The sequence below is a fragment of the Alkalimonas cellulosilytica genome (assembly GCF_036325985.1).
GTDB lineage: Bacteria > Pseudomonadota > Gammaproteobacteria > Enterobacterales > Alteromonadaceae > Alkalimonas > Alkalimonas cellulosilytica.
This window is the reverse complement of the sequence record NZ_JAUHLI010000013.1, coordinates 23,828-41,413: the sequence shown is the minus strand read 5'-3', so window position 1 is coordinate 41,413 and position 17,586 is coordinate 23,828. Positions and strand designations below refer to the sequence as shown.

The following is a 17,586-nucleotide window of genomic DNA, read 5'->3' as shown; positions in this document are numbered from 1 at the left end:
GTCTTCAACTCAGAACCGGCTCAGCACGAAAGCCCTGTTGGTGGCACAGCCGCAACCAATCACTTAGTAAGCGGTTGACCTGGCGCTTTTCATCCGGTTGCAGCATTTCGGTATTGGGATAATCGTACACAGCTTTCAGGCCACGACGACCATGACAGCTAATAACTTCTGCTAATCTGGCATCATGATACAAACGCACATCAAATGCTGGTTGCAAAGCCGGCCAGGCCGTATCATCCACTGGCACAATTCGCAACACTGTGGTGTAGGGGCAAACCTCTAACACTTCCAGCCGAAAATAACTGGCATCGTCCAATCCAATCAGCTGACGCTCACCCACCGTATGTTCTGCAGGCAGCAAAGGGTTGAGCTGCGCGAAGTTGCGTTCGCACAAGCTTAGAAAGTCTGGCAGTTTTGGCCGGTACTTTGGCTTTGCTGTCATGATTTCTCCGAATCGCCCGTTGTTGTTCACTCCCCGCGACAGTACGGTTGCACGGTGAACACTGCACTATGCTGGAAACAGCTGGCTATAATGCAGCGCCAACCACTGCAATGCAATCACTGTCGCTGCATTATCTATGCGGCCTTCAGCAAGCCATTGCAAGGCTTGCTGCCTTGGGATCAGGTGCACCCGAATATCTTCGTGCTCATGCGCTAGCCCAAATATCCCTTCGGCTGGCAAAGTGTCCAGTGTAGCAAAATACAACTGAATACGCTCGGTGGTGCCGCCCGGGCTCGATAAATAACTGAGCATCGGCGTGAGCTCCGTAATCACCAGCCCGGCTTCTTCACGACTTTCGCGTATAGCCACTTCTGTCATGGTCTCACCGGGCGCCACCATGCCAGCAATGATTTCCAGTAGCCAGGGACTGGGCGACGATGCTAAAGCGCCGGCGCGAAACTGTTCAACCAGCACCACCTGATCGCTCGGTGGATGATACGGCAATACAGCGGCCGCATGACCACGCTCAAAAATCTCCCGCTGCATCCAATCACTCCAGCCACCCGCGAACAATTTATGCCGTAAGGTGTAACGATCAATTTTGAAGAAACCCTGAAAAACCGTGCTTTGGTCGCGTATCTCTACATCTTTTGCTGAAAAAACAGGATACTCTATGGCCTTGAATTCTGACATCAGCGTACTCACATTCTGTTACATTTGAAGGGATAACTTTACGGTTTACGGTTTCACACTCAAACCACAAACAGGTTATCATTTACTCAGTTTGATTCACTCAGGATCCCATGCTCATGCATAAAAAATTAGTCGCTACCCTGTTGTGCTCGTCCTTTGGCGTATTTAGTTTGCCAGCTCTGGCTGACAACCTGCAAAGCGTTTATCAATTGGCTACCCAAAAAGATCCGGTGATCCAGCGCGCAGCTGCCAGCCGAGATGCCGCAGCTGCCCGAATCGATATCAGCAGAGCTAACTTACTGCCGAGCATTGGTTTTAGCACCAGCCTGACCAGGGCCGATCAGCGCGACTGGACCTTTGGCGACGACAGAACCACGCTAAGCGGAGGCTTTCGTCTGGATCAAAGCATTTATGACCGGCGCAATTGGCAGAACCTGGATATTGCAGAGAAACAGGCACTGCAAGCCCAGACCTTTTACAACAGTGCTGCTCAGGCTCTGATCGTACGGGTTACCGATGCCTACTTCAATGTGCTAAAGGCCAAAGATGATTTAACCTTTATCCAGGCCGAGAAACGCTCCATTGAGCGCCAACTGGAACAAACCAAACAGCGCTTTGCCGTCGGTTTAACCGCTATTACCGACGTACACGAAGCCCAGGCCCAGTTTGATAATGCGGTTGCGCGTGAAATTGCCACCGAAAACAATCTGGAAATTGCACTGGAGCAACTGCGCGAAATCACCGGCCAGTACCACAGCCAACTGGCTGGTCTGAATACCGACTTGTTCAGCACGGCTCCACTGAGCCCGGCTGAGCCACAGCAATGGCTTAGCATCGCTGAAGAAAACAACTTCGAACTGCAGGCGCAGCGTATCGGCCTTGAAATCGCACGGATTGACATTGACCGCGCCCGGGCCGGCCATCTGCCAACCGTTGGGCTGGAAGCCAGTATTGGCAGCAGCAAAGCCAGGGGTTACGATCAGAACTTTATAGAGCGCGGTACAGGTCCTCGTCAGGATAATAGCTCTATTGGTATTACTGTCAGAGTACCTATCTACAGTGGTGGTGCTACTAATGCCGGCGTCAATGTGGCCCAGGCTAACTTCGTTGAAACCAGTGAGCTGGTAGAGCAAACCTACCGCAGCACCGTAAGGCAGGTCCGCAGCTCGTTCAACAATGTCCGAGCCCTGACCTCGTCCATCCGGGCGCTGGAGCAAGCGGTGGTCTCTGCTGAAAGCGCGCTGAAAGCGACCGAAGCCGGTTTTGAAGTGGGTACCCGTACCATTGTCGATGTACTGGTTAGTACCCGTAACCTGTTCGATGCGCGTCGTAATCTGTCTCGCGCCCGTTACGATTACATCTTATCGGTACTGGATTTGAAGCTGGCCGCTGGTAATCTGACCGAACAGGATCTGGCCGATATCAACCGCGCTCTGACGCTGCGATAGGTCCAATCCCGATAGCCTCTGAGAACGCAGCTGCCGCTGCGTTCGTTGTTTTGCAGACCTAACCTTTTGTCTGACCATCCTTTTCCGCTACAATAGCCCCCTTTAGGACAAACTGAGGGCTTGGGGTGGTTAAAGCGCCGCAATTTCAATGGTCTTTTCTGCATCCCCGCTACTGGGGTATCTGGCTGGGCTCTGCCCTGCTATGGCTGATCAGCTGGCTGCCGTATGCCGTATTGATGAAGCTTGGCGATGGCATCGGCCTGTTGCTGTTAAAGCTGCTGAAATCACGAGCTAAAGTAGCCAGGCGCAATATCGAACTGTGCTTCCCGGAAAAAACGGCCGAAGAACGGGAGCAGTTGCTGCGCGCTAATTTTAAAGAAAGCGGCCGGGCTCTGTTTGATACCATCATCGGCTGGTGGTGGCCGGCCTGGCGCCTGAAGCGCTTTGGCGTGATAAAAGGTTTTGAGCACATCCAGGCAGCACGTGATGCCGGCAAAGGTGTATTGCTGCTGGCCTCCCATATGCTGCATTTAGAAGCCGGCGGCCGGATTTTTGGCTTTAGCTTGCCAAGCGTTGGGTTTTACCGGCCACACAACAACCCTCTGATGGATTGGCTGCAGTACCGTGGCCGTATCAAAGCCAACAAATACATGATTGGCAAGCGGGAAGTGAAAGCCTTGCTGCAGGCGTTGGATGAAGGCGAAGTGTGTTTTTACTTGCCAGATCAAGATTACGGCCGCAAAAAAGCCGAATTTGTGCCGTTTTTCGCGGTTGAAGAAACCGCCACCACCACCGGTACTTTGCTATTTGCCAGCCATGCCAACTGCCAGGTCATTCCGGTGTATACCCGGCGCTTACCTGGCAGTCAGGGCTACGAAATAGAGTGCTTGCCGGCACTGGAACAGTTCCCCTCCGGTGATGATGCCGCCGATGTTCGCCGTATCAACGCCTGGGTAGAGCAAGCAGTATTGCGTGCGCCAGAGCAGTACATGTGGTTGCACCGGCGCTTTAAAACCCGTCCCAATCCGGACGATCCGGGGTTATACTAAGTTACCAAATCAATAGCTGGCATTTTCACGGGGTACCTACCATGTGGTTCTGGATCCGAAGTCTGATTATCACAGTGCTGCTATCTGGCTTGCTGTACTTGCTGCTGTTTCGCCCTGATTTTTTTACTCTGGATCGGGAGAAAAGCAACCGCGCAGCCGAAGGCCTCAGCAGCTTTTACGAACGGATCCGTGGCAGCCTTGCCGATATCCAGCTGAGTGACTTTGTCATCAGCTTGCCGGATACCAGTCACCGCCTGACACAGCAACTGCAGCAGCGAGCTATGCAAGTCTCACCTTTGGCAGAAAACTGGCAGGGGCGTGAAACTGACCGCCGCTTTCGTGAAGGCGATACCGTCAAAACCAAATTGGAAGAATATGCCCAGGCTGAAGGCCTGGAGCTTTACTGGACCTTGCCGCGGGATTATGTGGTCAAACACTACTTTCAAACCAACGGCAGCATGACGGCAGCGGTCGCTGAAGTCGCTGCTGCAATCAGCCCAAATTTCCCAAGCCCAATCTTCAGCTATCTCTGTCACAATGAACGGGCGCTGGTGATTACCGATAAGCCCAGTGCCTATGTGCAACAAAACTGCCAGCAGCTAAGCCGGCGTTAAACTTTAAATAACTTTTGCCACACCGCCTGCACTGCGGCTTTAGCATCATCCAAGCCAGACAACTCTGGTGGTAGCACGGGTTGCAGCGTTAAACGATGCAGTACCGCCCGCATCAATTGATAGGCCTGCTGCAACGCTTCAACTTCCCCCAGAGTTAATAACCCTACCTCACCGGCAGCCTCAAGAATCCGAATATTGTCGCTGTACTGGTAGAGCGCAGGGTGCTGGCTGGCATATGCCAGTACCAGATACTGACTGATAAACTCCAGATCAATCAAACCACCATGGGCATGCTTCAGCTGCTCGTTGTCACTGCCATGATGCTGACGTAATTTGTCGCGCATACCAAGCACATCCTGTTGCAGAGAGGGAATTGCACGATCTTTGCTTAAAATATCAGCCCGGATCTGAGCAAACTGACCGGCAATCATGGCATCACCATAGACCAGACGTGCCCTGACCAACGCCTGATGCTCCCAGGTCCAGGCTTCAGTTGCCAGATAATCACGGTAGGTATGCACATGAATCGCCAATAGCCCGGAGTTGCCGGATGGTCGTAAGCGGGTATCCACTTCGTACAGCACACCACTGGCCGTACGGGTGGTGCATAAGTGCAGAATGCGCTGCACCAGCTTCAGATAAAACTGCCGCGAGTCGATGGCCTTCTCACCTGAGGTGGGCGCCAGGCTATCGCAATTGTGCACAAACACCAGATCCAGATCAGAGCCATAGCCAAGCTCCAGCCCCCCCATCTTGCCATAAGCCAGCACCGCAAAGCCTTTGTCGCTCCCCATCGTCAAACCAGCCGGATAGCCATAACGCGCTACCATTTGCTGCCAGGCCAGCTCGACCACTTGCTCCATCATGGCTTCAGCCAGCCAGGTCAGATGATCACTGACTTGCATCAGTGGCAAGGCACCACTGATATCAGCCGCCGCAATCCGCAATTGCTGGGCCTGCTTGTGCTGACGCAGGCTTTCCATCAGCAGTTCCAGATCCTCTTCCGGCACACGAAGCAGCCGCTGTCGTACCCTGTCCTGGTAATCGGCTTTGGTTTGCACTTGATACAGCTGCGCCGGGTCAATCAACTCATCCAGCAAAATCGGGTAACGAGCCAGCTGTTCAGTCAGCCACTGGCTCTGGCTGCACAAAGTGACCAACTGCTGCAAAGCAGAGGGATTTTCAAACAACAGCTCCAGATAGGCAGTGCGGGTCATCACACTGCGAAACACCAGCAACACCCGCTCCAGCACCGAGACACCGGCCTGGTTGGAAGCCAGTAAATGCAGCACTTGCGGAATAAGACGAGCCAGATAATCACGCCCTCTTGGCCCTACCGCCCGACGCTGAGACTCCTGCCGAAAATCCAGCACCTGAGCCACCAGCTTGCCGGCTTGCTCGGCGCTTAACCAATCCACCTGCTCAGCCAGCTCATCGGCACTTTGTGCACTGTCCCACAACAGCTTGCCTACCAGCAACTCATCTGGTTCAGCAGCTTCTTCCGGTTCAATCACCTGCAAAAACTCCTGGTGAATACGAGCCATCGCATCGGTAACTTGCTGCTGTAGCTCGCTCCAGTCACTGAGCTGCAGCATGGCCAGCAGGCAAGCTTGCTGATCTGCTTGCTCCGGCAAGGTTTGAGTTTGCTGGTCGTCCATCCCCTGCAGCAACTGTTCGACCCGACGTAAAAACAGATAATCGTTGGTGAGCTGCTGTTGCTGCGTTTGATCCAGTAAGCCGTGCATTGTCAGTTGTGGCAGCGCCTGCAAGATAGACGGCGTTTGCAATTGTGGGATGCGGCCACCACGGATCAACTGCAGCGTCTGCACAATAAATTCTACTTCACGGATGCCACCGGCACCCAGCTTGATGTTGTCGCTGCGATTACGACGACGGTTCTCCTGCTCAATCAACTGCTTCATACGGCGCAGCGACTCGATGGCCGAAAAATCAATGTAACGCCGGTAGACAAAAGGTCGCAGCAATTGCTTAAGCTCGGTGCTGTACTGGCCATCCGGATTCATCACCCTGGCTTTGAGCATGGCGTACCGCTCCCAATCCCGACCTTGTTCCTGATAATAATCTTCCATCGCAGCAAAGCTGAGTACCAAAGGCCCACTGTCGCCAAAAGGCCGCAACCGCATATCGACCCGATAAGCAAAGCCATCGGCAGTGACCTGATGCAAGGCTGCGATCACCTTCTGGCCGAGCCGTAGAAAAAACTGATGATGCTCGACACTGCGGCGGCCACCCTGAGTTTCGCCGTTGTGTGGATAGGTAAAAATCAGATCAATATCGGAGGAGAAATTCAACTCGCCACCGCCCAGTTTGCCCATCCCTAAGATCAATAAGGGCATCGGTTGGCCGCTGTCGGTGAAAGGCGTACCCCACTGAGCGGCTAATTGCTGATAGGCCCAGTCATAGGCGCTGTTGATGCAACGCTCTGCCAGCGCCGATACTTCCTGCAACGCCTGAGCGATGGGCTTTAACTGCAGCACATCAGCAGCCAGCAACTGAGCCAGGCTACGATGGCGGAACAGTCGGATGGCTTTAAATACACTGGCTTCATCCTGCTCTGCCAGGCCGGCCAGCGGATCAGTCACATCCAGCGGCGCTGCCAGTACGGTATCATCCAGCAGCAGTTGCAACAATCCGGGTTGCTGCTGCAGGCAACGGCTTAAAAAAGGGCTGCAGCGGCATAACCAGCCTATGCGCTGCTGCTCTGTTTCAGTCAGTGCGGTAAAGCCTGGAAGATGCTGGCAGAGTGCCAGCGCTTTGTCTAATGCATTCATCAAAGGGGTTATTGCTCAGCGTTTAGGAAGTACTCAGACAATGCCAGCAACAGCAAATTATAGTCGGAGCCATAAAATAACTGCTGGTCGGCTTTGCTTTGCGCTGCTTTGGCAGACAACTGAGTGCAGATAGGCTGCCAGCGCTGCAACGTGGGCTGTGTTTTCAGCCACTGCGCAATCCGGTTCAGCGCCAAAGAGACCGTCAGCATTGCATCCGGGCTCTGTTCCTGCATGTAACAGGCTTCATTGTGTTGTAGCAACCGCAGCAACACCATCGGGCTGGCCTCGGTGGGCAACGCCTTCACCTGCAGCGGTTTGGAGCCGGTCAAACGATAGCCGCGTTCCGCTTTGGATTGCACACCGAGCCTAAGTGGCAAGGCAGCGACCAATTGCCGGGCCAGGACAAAGATCTGGCTGACATCACCGGATTTTAGTTCCAACTCCAGCTCACAAATCGGCTGCTGACTATCGGCTGTGATGATTTGCCCTTCATCCTGCACCAACTCAATCAGCGTATGGTTAGCCAGCGTTAACAGCCAGGGCTTACGACAAAAATCGGTGCGGAATAATTCGGTCAATTGCTGTTGCAGAGCAGGGACATCCGTATGCTCCGGCCAAATAGTGACCGGAAATGCGGCCAACTGAGGGACTAACTGGCTGGCTTGCACATTGTATTCTTGCCGCGCATGCAAAGCACCGTGTTGCTTACCCGCCAATTTGATGGTGTGTTCGATGTCATGATCCTGCTGACGACTGCGCAATCCCATGCCATGGGTTTGAAACCAGTGTTCAGGGGTGTCGTAATAGCCATTGCGTAAATGCAAGGCCTTGCCCGCTTGCAGCTGTTGCACCATGGGCTTTAGTAAGGTCTCCAGCTCGGTAGCTGGCCTTGATTGCAGCAAAAACTTCAACTCAACTTCCATCGCCATGGTATTTTTCCGCCAGCTCTTTTCTGCTACCTTAAAATAACTGAGCAAGGCCAACAAGACTTTTCCTGCCAGACTTGTCAATTCGATCACAACTCCCTATCATCCTGATACGAACTTAGTAAAACCAACTAATTACCGTCACGGGATGGCCCATGTTCAGAACCACCGCTTTTGTCTGTACACTGTTGTTAAGTGTAGCGCTTATTTTTCCATCACACAGCTACAGCGACACTGCCGAACCTGCTTTTATCAGCGATGCCTTGTTTGTGTATGTTCATTCCGGTCCAAGTAACCAGTTCCGTATTATTGGTACCGTCAATGCAGGTGATTCCATCCAGTTGCTGGACCGGGATGCAGACTCAGGCTATGTTCAGATCCAGTTTGAGGGCAATCGTCGTGGCTGGCTGCCGGGTCAGTATGTGTCCACCTCACCGGGCATGGCGGTGCAGCTGCAACAGTTGAATGAGCAGTTGGCTGAGCACCAATCAACGCTTGATGAGCTACAACAGCAGAACCAGCAATTAAATCGCGAGCTGTCTGCCCGTACCGAAGAATACAACCGGATGCGCGAGCAGTTGCAGGTGGCCAATACCGCTTACGAGCAGTTAAAAATGCAGTTTGATGCCGAACACAGCAGTGTCTGGCAAAACCCCAAAGTACTGGGTGCGGCCATTCTGGGTTTTGGCCTGTTGCTTGGCTTGCTGCTGCCGTTGCTGATGCCCCGGCGTAAAAACAGCGAACGCTGGATGTAAGTCATCCAGGCCTGTCTACCTGGGCAGGCCTTTTACAGTTGTTCGTTGGCCTTGAGTGGCAATCCCTCGTCTTTCTTTACTTGTTCTATCACCACATAGGTATGATTTTTAATCACGCCGGGCAAATCGACAATCTCGGCCAGAATGATGCGATAGGCATCCATATTCGGCAAGCGCAGCTTAAGTAAGTAATCGAAGCCACCCGCTACCATATGGCATTCCACCACATGGGGGATCTTCAGCACATCCTCTTTGAAGCGATCAAACACATCGCTGGTAGTATTATCCAGCGTAATCTGGATAAACACGGTGGTGCCAAAACCAAGGCGACTGGCATTGAGCTGAGCGCCATAACGCTCGATGTAGCCTTCCTGCTCCAGCTTTTTCACCCGGTCGATGCAAGGGCTGGCGCTCAAATTGACCCGCCGTGCCAGCTCAACATTGGAAATACGCCCTTCACGTTGCAGGGTTTCCAGAATATTCATATCAATCCGATCAAGGGCACGTACTTTGACCATGGGCAGGCTCGCAGTAATTTTTAGGGCGAATTCGCCATTTGGCCGAATTATATCCGGTTTAAAGGCAAAATAAACCACCCTATTTGGTCAACTTTTTCCTAGAATGCGCGTCATACTTAGCTATGGTTTTTATCGGGAGGTTTTGATGTTATTTCGTGACTCACTGGAGGCCACCAACCCTCTGCGCCAAAAAATTCGTGACTTCTACCGTGCCGATGAAGATCAGGTGCTGGATTATTTGCTACCTCTGGCTGATATTGGCAACAATGCCCGCAGCCGGGCCTGGGAACGGGCCCGTCAGATGGTGCTGGCTATTCGCAAAGCCCAGACCGGTAAAGGCGGCGTCGATGCCCTGCTGAATGAGTTCTCGTTATCGACCGAAGAAGGTCTGGTGCTGATGTGTCTGGCTGAGGCGCTGTTGCGGGTTCCTGATAACAACACCATGGACCGACTGATTCGCGATAAGCTGGCTAAGGGCAACTGGAGTTCGCACCTCGGCAACAGCTCATCAATTTTTGTCAATGCCTCGGCCTGGGGCTTGTTGATGACCGGCAAAATGGTTAACTACAGCGATGAGCGAAAAGCCCAGCAATTTGGCCTGTTAAAGCGCACCTGTGGTCGTCTGGGTGAGCCGGTCATTCGCCAGGCCGTGCGTTATGCCATGCAAATCATGGGTACCCAGTTTGTGATGGGCACCACCATCAGCAGCGCCATAGAACGGGCTAAAGAACAGGAAAAGCGCGGCTATACCTACTCCTACGACATGCTGGGCGAAGGCGCCCGCACCATGGCCGATGCCGAGCGCTATTTCCAAAGCTATCTGACCGCCATCGAGACCATCGGCAAAGCAGCTGTGGGCAAAGGCCCCTTTAAGAGCCCTGGCATTTCGGTGAAGTTGTCGGCTATTCACCCACGCTACAAGTTTTCCCAACGCGACCGGGTACTGACAGAGCTTATTCCCCGCCTGAAACAACTGGCTGTAGCCGCCAAACAGTACAACATTGGTTTTACCGTCGATGCCGAAGAAGCCGACCGGCTTGATCTGTCACTGGATATTATTGAAGCCGTATTCAGCGATCCGGCGCTGGATGGCTGGGAAGGCTTTGGCCTGGCTGTGCAGGCCTATCAAAAACGTGCCATTCATGTGATTGACTGGCTGCGTGAGCTGACCGAAAAAGTCGGTCGTAAGATGATGGTACGTCTGGTGAAAGGCGCTTACTGGGATACTGAAATTAAACTCAGTCAGGTAGAAGGCCTGCATGACTTCCCGGTGTTTAGCCGCAAACCATCCACCGATGTGTCTTACCAGGCTTGCGCGAAAAAGCTGCTGGCCTATCGCGATACCATCTACCCACAGTTTGCCACCCACAACGCCTACACCGTGGCCACCATTTTGGAAATGGCACCGGATCGCAGCGGGTTTGAGTTCCAGCGCCTGCATGGTATGGGCGATGCGCTGTACGATCAGGTGGTCCGTGAAGATAAAGTGCCTTGCCGTATTTATGCACCGGTGGGAGAACATGCCGACTTGCTGGCCTATCTGGTACGTCGTTTACTGGAAAACGGCGCCAACAGCTCTTTTGTCAACAACATCATTGATGAAACCATTCCGGTCGAAAGCCTGCTGGCCGACCCGCTGGAAACCGTGCGTAACTGGCGGCAAAAACGCAACCGCCAAATCCCGCTGCCAGCCGATGTGTATGGCAGTGAGCGTCTGAACTCTCGCGGTACCGACATCAGCGATTGCGATCAACTGATCCCCATTAAACAAGCGATGGAATCCTGGCTGGATGTGATTGCCAAACTGGAGCAGCCAAGCAACAGTCATCCGGTCACCAACCCGGCCAATCTGGATGAAGTGGTTGGTTACATTCAATACGCCGATGCAGATGCCATGCAGGCATTGCTGGCAAAAACCCAACAAGCCTTTGACAGCTGGTCGCAAACTCCGGTCGCTGTTCGTGCCAATTTACTGCGCAAAATCGGCGATGCACTGGAAAGTCATCAGGATGAATTACTAACCATCTGCATCAAAGAGGCGGGGAAAACGCTACAGGACAGTATTGCCGAGGTCCGTGAAGCGGTCGACTTCTGCCGTTATTATGCCGCCCGTGCTGAAGAGCTACCGGAAGACAGTGAAGCGCGTGGTGTGGTGCTGTGCATCAGCCCCTGGAACTTCCCGCTGGCAATTTTCTTAGGTCAGGTCGCCGCTGCTATCGTTACCGGCAATACCGTGGTTGCAAAACCTGCCGAGCAAACCAGTCTGATTGCTATTCGCACGCTGGAAATTATGCAGCAATGTGGCTTGCCGGAAGGTGTGGTGGAGCTGGTGATCGCCCCGGGCCGTCAGGTTGGTGAACACATCGTGCCGGATGAGCGTATCCAGGCGGTGATGTTTACCGGCTCGACCGAAACCGGTTGCTGGATAGCGCGTAAGCTGGCGGAGCGCTCCGGTGAGCCGGTGCCTTTGATTGCCGAAACCGGTGGCCAGAACTGCATGATTGTTGACTCCACCGCCTTGCCAGAGCAAGTAGTGGATGATGTGATCGCATCGGGTTTCCAAAGTGCTGGCCAGCGCTGCTCAGCACTGCGGGTGTTATTCCTGCAGGAAGACATTGCCGATCAGGTCATTGAGATGGTGGTTGGTGCCATGAAAGAGCTGACTGTCGGCGATCCAGCTTATCTGTCCAGCGATCTTGGCCCGGTGATCGATGCCAAGGCGCATGAGCGTCTGAGCAGCCATGTGCAGTATTTAAGCGATAAAGCCACGCTGCACTATGCCTGCCCAATTCCTGAGGGTGATCGGCACTTTTTCTTCGCACCGCATTTGTATGAGATCAGCGATCTGACCTTGTTGGAGCGGGAAGTATTTGGCCCTGTGGTGCATGTAATCCGCTTTAAAGGCCCGGAGCTGGATAAAGTGATTGCACAGATCAATGCTACCGGCTATGGCCTGACCATGGGTGTACACAGCCGGATAGAAGAAGTCACTGAGCGGGTCGCCCAGTCGATCAAAGCAGGGAATATCTACGTTAACCGCAACATGATTGGCGCTGTGGTCGGTGTGCAACCCTTTGGTGGCCGTGGCTTATCCGGCACCGGCCCCAAAGCAGGTGGCCCTTTCTACTTAAGCCGTCTGGTGAAAGACAATCTGACCATCGAAGATGCGGAACTTTCTGAGCAAAAAAGAACTTTATTACTGGCAGAAACCACCAGCCGGGCAGTCGCTTACGCCATGCCGGCGGCGGCTTCAGCCCAGGCCATCTGGCAGCAGACACCGATTTATCAGCGCAGCTCCGTGTTGCGCCAGTTCCTGGCATCTCTGGCAGCCAATACCGTAGTAGCCAAGTTGGAGCCGGATCTGGAGCAGGTAATTTCTGTGGCCCGTAGTCAATTGCGGCTGATTGAGCAAGAACTGGCCCAACCGATCCGTCTGCCAGGCCCTACGGGGGAAAGCAATACCCTGTGGCTGGAACCTCGCGGCACCCTGGCTTTGCTGCGTGATGAGACAGCGGATTTCAGCCACTGGTTATTGAGCGCCCTGACAGCCATTGCCGCAGGTAATGCCGTGATCACTGCGGTGGAAGAGCAAGATCTGCCAGAGGCAGAAGCCGTGGTGAAAGCCCTGGTGCAAGCCGGTATGCCAGCTCACTTAATGGCGGTGATTAAGCTCACCAGCATGACCACCCTGCTTTCCGCTCCTGATCTGGCGGGTGCCATTGTACAGTCTGGTACGGCGATTAAGCCATTGGCTGGTGAGCTGATAGCCAGTCGCGAAGGCGCGATTTTGCCGCTCATTACCACCCCAGCAGATCATCGTTTGCTGCACCGTCTGGTGACCGAAAAAACCATTACGGTTAATACCACGGCGGCTGGTGGCAACGCCTCGCTGATGACGATGGCGGATAATATTTAACCGCCGCAGTTATTATCGGACAGCAGACAACAGCCAGACCCAACAAGTCTGGCTGTTTTTATTCCGGGTACGCTAACCGACCCACTGTTAATTTAGCGTTACTAAGCTACACTATACACTGAATTGGAGCAGTTTGAGGAACCCCCAGTCGATGGCTTTGCAGGAAGTAACTTTGCAGCAATTGCAACCGGGTGATTTTGTGGTGCGCGTCAGCCAGCAAACCGGTGATGTGCTGATCAAAGAAGCCGGCCTGGTGCGCAGCCAGAAAACCATTGAGCTGCTGCGTAAAAAAGGCGTATTGCGGGTTTGGATCGATCCGGATCTGGCCGCCCGCAAGCCTCCAGTGGAACACGATGCTGCCGGAAGCGTGGACAGCCCGGCGACTGTCGTTGCAGAAAGTGAAGTCATCCGGGTCGACTTTTCTGCTGAGCTGCCAAAGGCAGAAAAAACCTGGCAGCAACTGAAGCACAAACAAAGCCGCTTGTTTGATAGTTGTCGCCGCCAGCAAGCCATCGATTTGGAACTGGTGCAGGAAGTCAGTTGTGGTTTGGCCGATAGCGTCAGTCGCAATCAGGATGTGCTGCTGTGTTTAAGCCGTATTGCCCAGAGCAGCGATGACTTGTTGCAACATGCCATCAATTGCGCGGTCTACATGGCCGCTTTTGGTCAACAGTTGCAGCTGGCAAAAGGTCTGGTGCAGGATCTGATTATGGCTGCTTTGCTGCACGATATGGGCAAAGTCACGCTTGGTGAAGCAACCAGTGATGTCGATGCTATCCCTGCCAGCCTGAAGCTGCTGGCGCCGATGAGTCGTTTACCGGCAGAGGTGTCGTTGTGGGTCGCTCAGCACTGCGCTCACCTGGATGGTAGTGGCTCGCCGAAAGGTTTAAAGAACCATCAGATCAGCCAGGGTGCCCGCATGCTGGCGATTGTCAATCAGTACGATAACTTGTCGCACCCCATGAGGAAGAAGCCGCTGAACCCGCAGCTTGCCAGCAAGAAGTTACTGGAAAAAACGCCCGGCCAACTCGACAGTGAATTAACCCAACGCTTTATTCGCTGCATTGGCATTTACCCGCCTGGCAGTGTGGTCAAACTGCACAGTGGCAAGCTGGCACTGGTGCTGGAAAATAACCCGAAAAAACCAACCCAGCCTAAAGTCAAAGTGTTCTACCACAGCCAGCATCAACATCATTTACCGGCAAAAGTGCTGGACCTGGCGAAACATCAGGAAGAGTTCATTGACTACTGTGTCGACTTAGAGCAATACGGTTTAGAAGCCAGCAACTACCTCTGAATTAACCTGGCCACTCACTCAGTGCTGCCATACTGAATTCCTGCTGCCGGTAACGAAGGACCACATGGTTTGGATGAATTTCTACCACCTGGATATCGGTACTCAGCCACTGCCCTTGCTGTAAGGTGCGGCCATTCACTTTTACCCAGCGCCTTGAGGGCACGCTGGCAAAGACGTGAGCTTCAAAGCGCATGGGTGGTAACTGGTGCTGCACCTGAGGAGCCAGCTCAGAAATATCCCGTGCAGGCGCATCGTGCACCCGCACTTGCTCACGTCGCTGCCCGAACTGTTCCAGCTCGTCCATCACCTGCGAAAAACGTTGCTGCAGCTCTGCCGACACTTCGGTTGCTTCCAGTTCATCCAGCGATGGCATGGAGGGCCGGGCAGGACGAGCCTCGGGTTCCGCGGCAATGTTCATGGGCTCGGGTTCTGCCGGCACTGACTGACTGACAACGGCAGGCTCCGCTGCTGCGGCCTCCTCACTCGCAGCAGCATCACTGCGAGTGGCAACAGGCACCTCGGATAAGGCCGCCAGGATCTGTTGCTGGCTGGCTACCGTTGCAGGCTCAGTTTGTTGAGCAGGCACAGCTGCTGCAACAGAGCTCTGCTTTGTACCCAACCAATAACCAGCTGCCAGCGCCAGGCTGAGCACTGCCGCACCGGCCAGCACTCCCAGCCAGAAAGGCGCAACCCGGCCGGAGACTGCGGTACTGGCAGTGATATTTTGTTGCTGTTTTAAAGCATCCATCAAAATGGACATGCGTCACTCCTGCAAAGCGGTAAGCTTTGTTTTGCTGCTTGCCAACCCAACACATTCGTTGCGGATGGCCTGGAATAATGCTCCATACCTCTAACCCAAGACACGGGCCAATACAAAGCCAAGGCCCGCCATCAACGGAACCAGCGCCAGCAACCAAAGCCAGAGCGCAGGCTGCGCGGCCTGCGCAGGGCTAGCACTGGCCGGTAAAATTTCTTTCGCCGCCTGCTGCACTTCGGTTTTGCCTACCAGAGGTTTCTGACGGGCAAAGGCTGCCAGCATGGCTCTGTCGGCCAGCAGGTTCAGCAAGCGCGGTATGCCCTGACTGCGCTGATACAACTGCCGCACTGCGGCCGCTTCGAATACCGGCCGCTCGGAACCTGCCACCTTCAGGCGGTAGCTTAAATACTGCTGCACTTCTGCTTCAGTCAATGGCATCAGATGGTACCGCGCCGTGATGCGCTGCGCCAGCTGTCGTAAGTCAGAACGCTGCAATAATTGCTGCAACTCGGGTTGACCAATCAAAATCACCTGCAATAATTTGCGGCTGTTGGTTTCCAGATTGGTCAAAAGCCGCAGTTGCTCCAGCACCACCGGCTGCAAGTGCTGCGCTTCATCGATGATCAGCAAGGTTTGTTTGCCCTGCTGATGGTTTTTCAGCAAGCGATTTTTAATTTTATCGCCCAGTAATTTCAGGCTGGCATCGGATTTTTTGTAACGAATGCGTAATTCGTCGCAAATGGTGGCTAAAAGTTCCAGCTCCGACAGGGTGGGATTCAAAATAAAAGCCAGCTCAGTCTGCTCGTCCAGTTCCTGCAGTAAAGCCCGCGATACCGTGGTTTTACCGGTACCCACCTCGCCCGTAAGCAAGACAAAACCGCCGGCATCGCCGAGGCCATAGCGTAAATGCGCCAGGGCTTCAGCGTGACGTCCACTCAGATACAAAAAATCCGGGTTCGGAGCTATCGAAAATGGCTGGCTGTGCAGGCCAAAAAAGCCGGTGTACATGCGCGCTTCCTGTGCTAATCGCTGAAAAGTTTCAGTGGATGGGTATAATGGCAAAAAAACACTCAAGGTAAAAGCCTGTGCAGATATATCTTGTTGGCGGTGCTGTTCGCGATGAATTGCTTGGTTATCCCTTTCACGAGCGGGATTGGGTGGTGGTGGGCGCGCACCCGCAACAACTGCTGGATTTAGGCTACCAGCAAGTAGGCAAAGACTTCCCGGTTTTTTTGCACCCCAAAACCAAAGAAGAATATGCGCTGGCCCGCACCGAGCGCAAACAAGGCTCGGGGTACACCGGCTTTGTGACTTACGCGGCGCCCGATGTCACGCTGGAGCAGGATTTAGCCCGGCGTGATCTGACCATCAATGCCATCGCCAAAGCCGAAGACGGCAGTCTGGTCGACCCCTATGGCGGTGTGGCGGATCTGAAAGCGCGGCTGCTGCGCCATGTCTCGCCGGCTTTTGCCGAAGATCCATTGCGGGTGCTGCGAGTGGCCCGTTTTTATGCCCGCTACTACCACCTGGGTTTTCAGGTGGCCGACGACACCCTTGCCCTGATGCAGCAACTGAGTGACAGCGGTGAGCTGCAGGCATTAAGCGCAGAGCGCGTCTGGCAGGAACTCAGTAAAGCGCTGAGCACCCAGCACCCGGAAGCCTTTATTGAATTGCTAAGACGCTGCGGTGCTTTAAAGCAGCTGATGCCAGAGCTCGATGCGCTTTGGGGCGTTCCCCAGCCGGCCAAATGGCACCCGGAAATTGATACCGGTGTGCATACCTTGCTGGTTTTGCAGCAGGCGGCGCAGCTGTCTGATCGCATCGATATTCGTTTTGCCGCCCTGGTGCATGACTTGGGCAAAGGCGTTAGCCCGCCAGAGCACTGGCCTTCGCATCATGGCCATGAGCACACCGGTTTACCGCTGATCCGTCAGCTGTGTCAGCGCTTAAAAGTCCCGAACGATTGCCGGGATCTGGCGCTCTTGGTCTGCCAGTACCATCAACTGATCCATCGAGCGACAGAGCTCAAAGCCAGCACCGTGTTAAAACTGTTTGATGGCATTGACCTCTGGCGCAAACCCGAGCGACTGGATGCCATTATCCGCTGCTGTATCGCCGATTTACGCGGCCGTACCGGCTTTGAAAAGGCCGACTACCCGGCCGAGCAGTTATTACCGAAGCTCGCCGCCGCCGCTCAGGCCGTTGATATCAAAGCTCTGATTCAGCCAGGTATGAAAGGCGATGCCATCAAGCAAGCACTGCAGCAGGCACGGTTGGAGGCGATTCAGCAGGCAAAGCACCTACAGAGTATGGATTGATACCGATCGGCTGCAATGTCGAAAAGGGTTCTGCACAGCACAACCCCAGCATAAAACAATA

Annotated in this window: 14 protein-coding genes; 7 read left to right on the top strand and 7 right to left on the bottom strand. The window is 53.9% G+C overall.

Translation table 11 applies throughout. From position 1 onward, the window contains the following. Positions 1 to 4: 4 nt before the first annotated feature. The gene (locus QWY20_RS13415) at positions 5 to 442 is read right to left on the bottom strand and encodes a DUF1249 domain-containing protein (RefSeq protein WP_330129522.1); all 438 of its coding nucleotides are present in this window, start codon (positions 440 to 442) and stop codon (positions 5 to 7) included. A gap of 66 nt (positions 443 to 508) precedes the next feature. Next, positions 509 to 1,135, bottom strand: a complete 627-nt coding sequence (gene nudF / locus QWY20_RS13410) for an ADP-ribose diphosphatase (protein ID WP_330129521.1) — start codon at positions 1,133 to 1,135, stop codon at positions 509 to 511. Positions 1,136 to 1,251: 116 nt separating this feature from the next. On the opposite strand from nudF, the gene tolC reads away from it, so the two are divergent. The 3 genes from tolC to QWY20_RS13395 all read left to right on the top strand — a co-directional run bounded on the left by tolC (position 1,252) and on the right by QWY20_RS13395 (position 4,246). Next, on the top strand, positions 1,252 to 2,583 hold the full coding sequence (gene tolC, locus QWY20_RS13405) for an outer membrane channel protein TolC (protein WP_330129520.1): 1,332 nt from the start codon (positions 1,252 to 1,254) through the stop codon (positions 2,581 to 2,583). 125 nt (positions 2,584 to 2,708) lie between these two features. Continuing rightward, a complete protein-coding gene (gene lpxL / locus QWY20_RS13400; RefSeq protein ID WP_330129519.1) occupies positions 2,709 to 3,632 on the top strand; it encodes an LpxL/LpxP family Kdo(2)-lipid IV(A) lauroyl/palmitoleoyl acyltransferase in 924 nt (307 codons plus the stop codon). Positions 3,633 to 3,673: 41 nt separating this feature from the next. Further along, positions 3,674 to 4,246 carry a TcpQ domain-containing protein gene (locus QWY20_RS13395; RefSeq protein WP_330129518.1) on the top strand — a complete coding sequence of 191 codons (573 nt, stop codon included), beginning with the start codon at positions 3,674 to 3,676 and terminating at the stop codon, positions 4,244 to 4,246. Here the strand turns inward: QWY20_RS13395 and glnE are convergent. Both glnE and QWY20_RS13385 read right to left on the bottom strand, forming a co-directional pair. After that, positions 4,243 to 7,038 (bottom strand): bifunctional [glutamate--ammonia ligase]-adenylyl-L-tyrosine phosphorylase/[glutamate--ammonia-ligase] adenylyltransferase, encoded by a 2,796-nt coding sequence (glnE, locus tag QWY20_RS13390; protein WP_330129517.1) that lies wholly within the window; start codon positions 7,036 to 7,038, stop codon positions 4,243 to 4,245. The genes QWY20_RS13395 and glnE overlap by 4 nt on opposite strands. Positions 7,039 to 7,046: 8 nt before the next feature. After that, positions 7,047 to 8,057 carry a CYTH domain-containing protein gene (locus QWY20_RS13385; protein WP_330129516.1) on the bottom strand — a complete coding sequence of 337 codons (1,011 nt, stop codon included), beginning with the start codon at positions 8,055 to 8,057 and terminating at the stop codon, positions 7,047 to 7,049. A 62-nt stretch (positions 8,058 to 8,119) separates the two neighbouring features. On the opposite strand from QWY20_RS13385, the gene QWY20_RS13380 reads away from it, so the two are divergent. Further along, positions 8,120 to 8,719, top strand: coding sequence for a TIGR04211 family SH3 domain-containing protein (locus QWY20_RS13380; protein ID WP_330129515.1), 600 nt, complete (start codon positions 8,120 to 8,122; stop codon positions 8,717 to 8,719). A 32-nt stretch (positions 8,720 to 8,751) separates the two neighbouring features. Here QWY20_RS13380 and QWY20_RS13375 read toward each other — a convergent pair whose 3' ends face one another. Next, positions 8,752 to 9,237 (bottom strand): winged helix-turn-helix transcriptional regulator, encoded by a 486-nt coding sequence (locus QWY20_RS13375; protein WP_091339548.1) that lies wholly within the window; start codon positions 9,235 to 9,237, stop codon positions 8,752 to 8,754. A 145-nt stretch (positions 9,238 to 9,382) separates the two neighbouring features. Between QWY20_RS13375 and putA the strand changes: the two genes are divergently transcribed. Together putA and QWY20_RS13365 are read left to right on the top strand one after the other, a co-directional pair. Further along, complete coding sequence (gene putA / locus QWY20_RS13370) at positions 9,383 to 13,153, top strand: bifunctional proline dehydrogenase/L-glutamate gamma-semialdehyde dehydrogenase PutA (protein WP_330129514.1); 3,771 nt, start codon at positions 9,383 to 9,385, stop codon at positions 13,151 to 13,153. Between the two features lie 151 nt (positions 13,154 to 13,304). Beyond that, positions 13,305 to 14,450 (top strand): HD-GYP domain-containing protein, encoded by a 1,146-nt coding sequence (locus QWY20_RS13365; protein WP_330129513.1) that lies wholly within the window; start codon positions 13,305 to 13,307, stop codon positions 14,448 to 14,450. A 1-nt stretch (position 14,451) separates the two neighbouring features. On the opposite strand, the gene QWY20_RS13360 is transcribed toward QWY20_RS13365, so the two are convergent. Next, on the bottom strand, positions 14,452 to 15,210 hold the full coding sequence (locus QWY20_RS13360; protein ID WP_330129512.1) for a general secretion pathway protein GspB: 759 nt from the start codon (positions 15,208 to 15,210) through the stop codon (positions 14,452 to 14,454). A 90-nt stretch (positions 15,211 to 15,300) separates the two neighbouring features. Further along, positions 15,301 to 16,215 (bottom strand): ExeA family protein, encoded by a 915-nt coding sequence (locus QWY20_RS13355; protein ID WP_330129511.1) that lies wholly within the window; start codon positions 16,213 to 16,215, stop codon positions 15,301 to 15,303. Positions 16,216 to 16,292: 77 nt separating this feature from the next. Here QWY20_RS13355 and QWY20_RS13350 point away from each other — a divergent pair, with 77 nt between their 5' ends. Next, positions 16,293 to 17,525, top strand: a complete 1,233-nt coding sequence (locus QWY20_RS13350; protein ID WP_330129510.1) for a multifunctional CCA addition/repair protein — start codon at positions 16,293 to 16,295, stop codon at positions 17,523 to 17,525. The last annotated feature ends 61 nt before the right edge of the window (positions 17,526 to 17,586 follow it).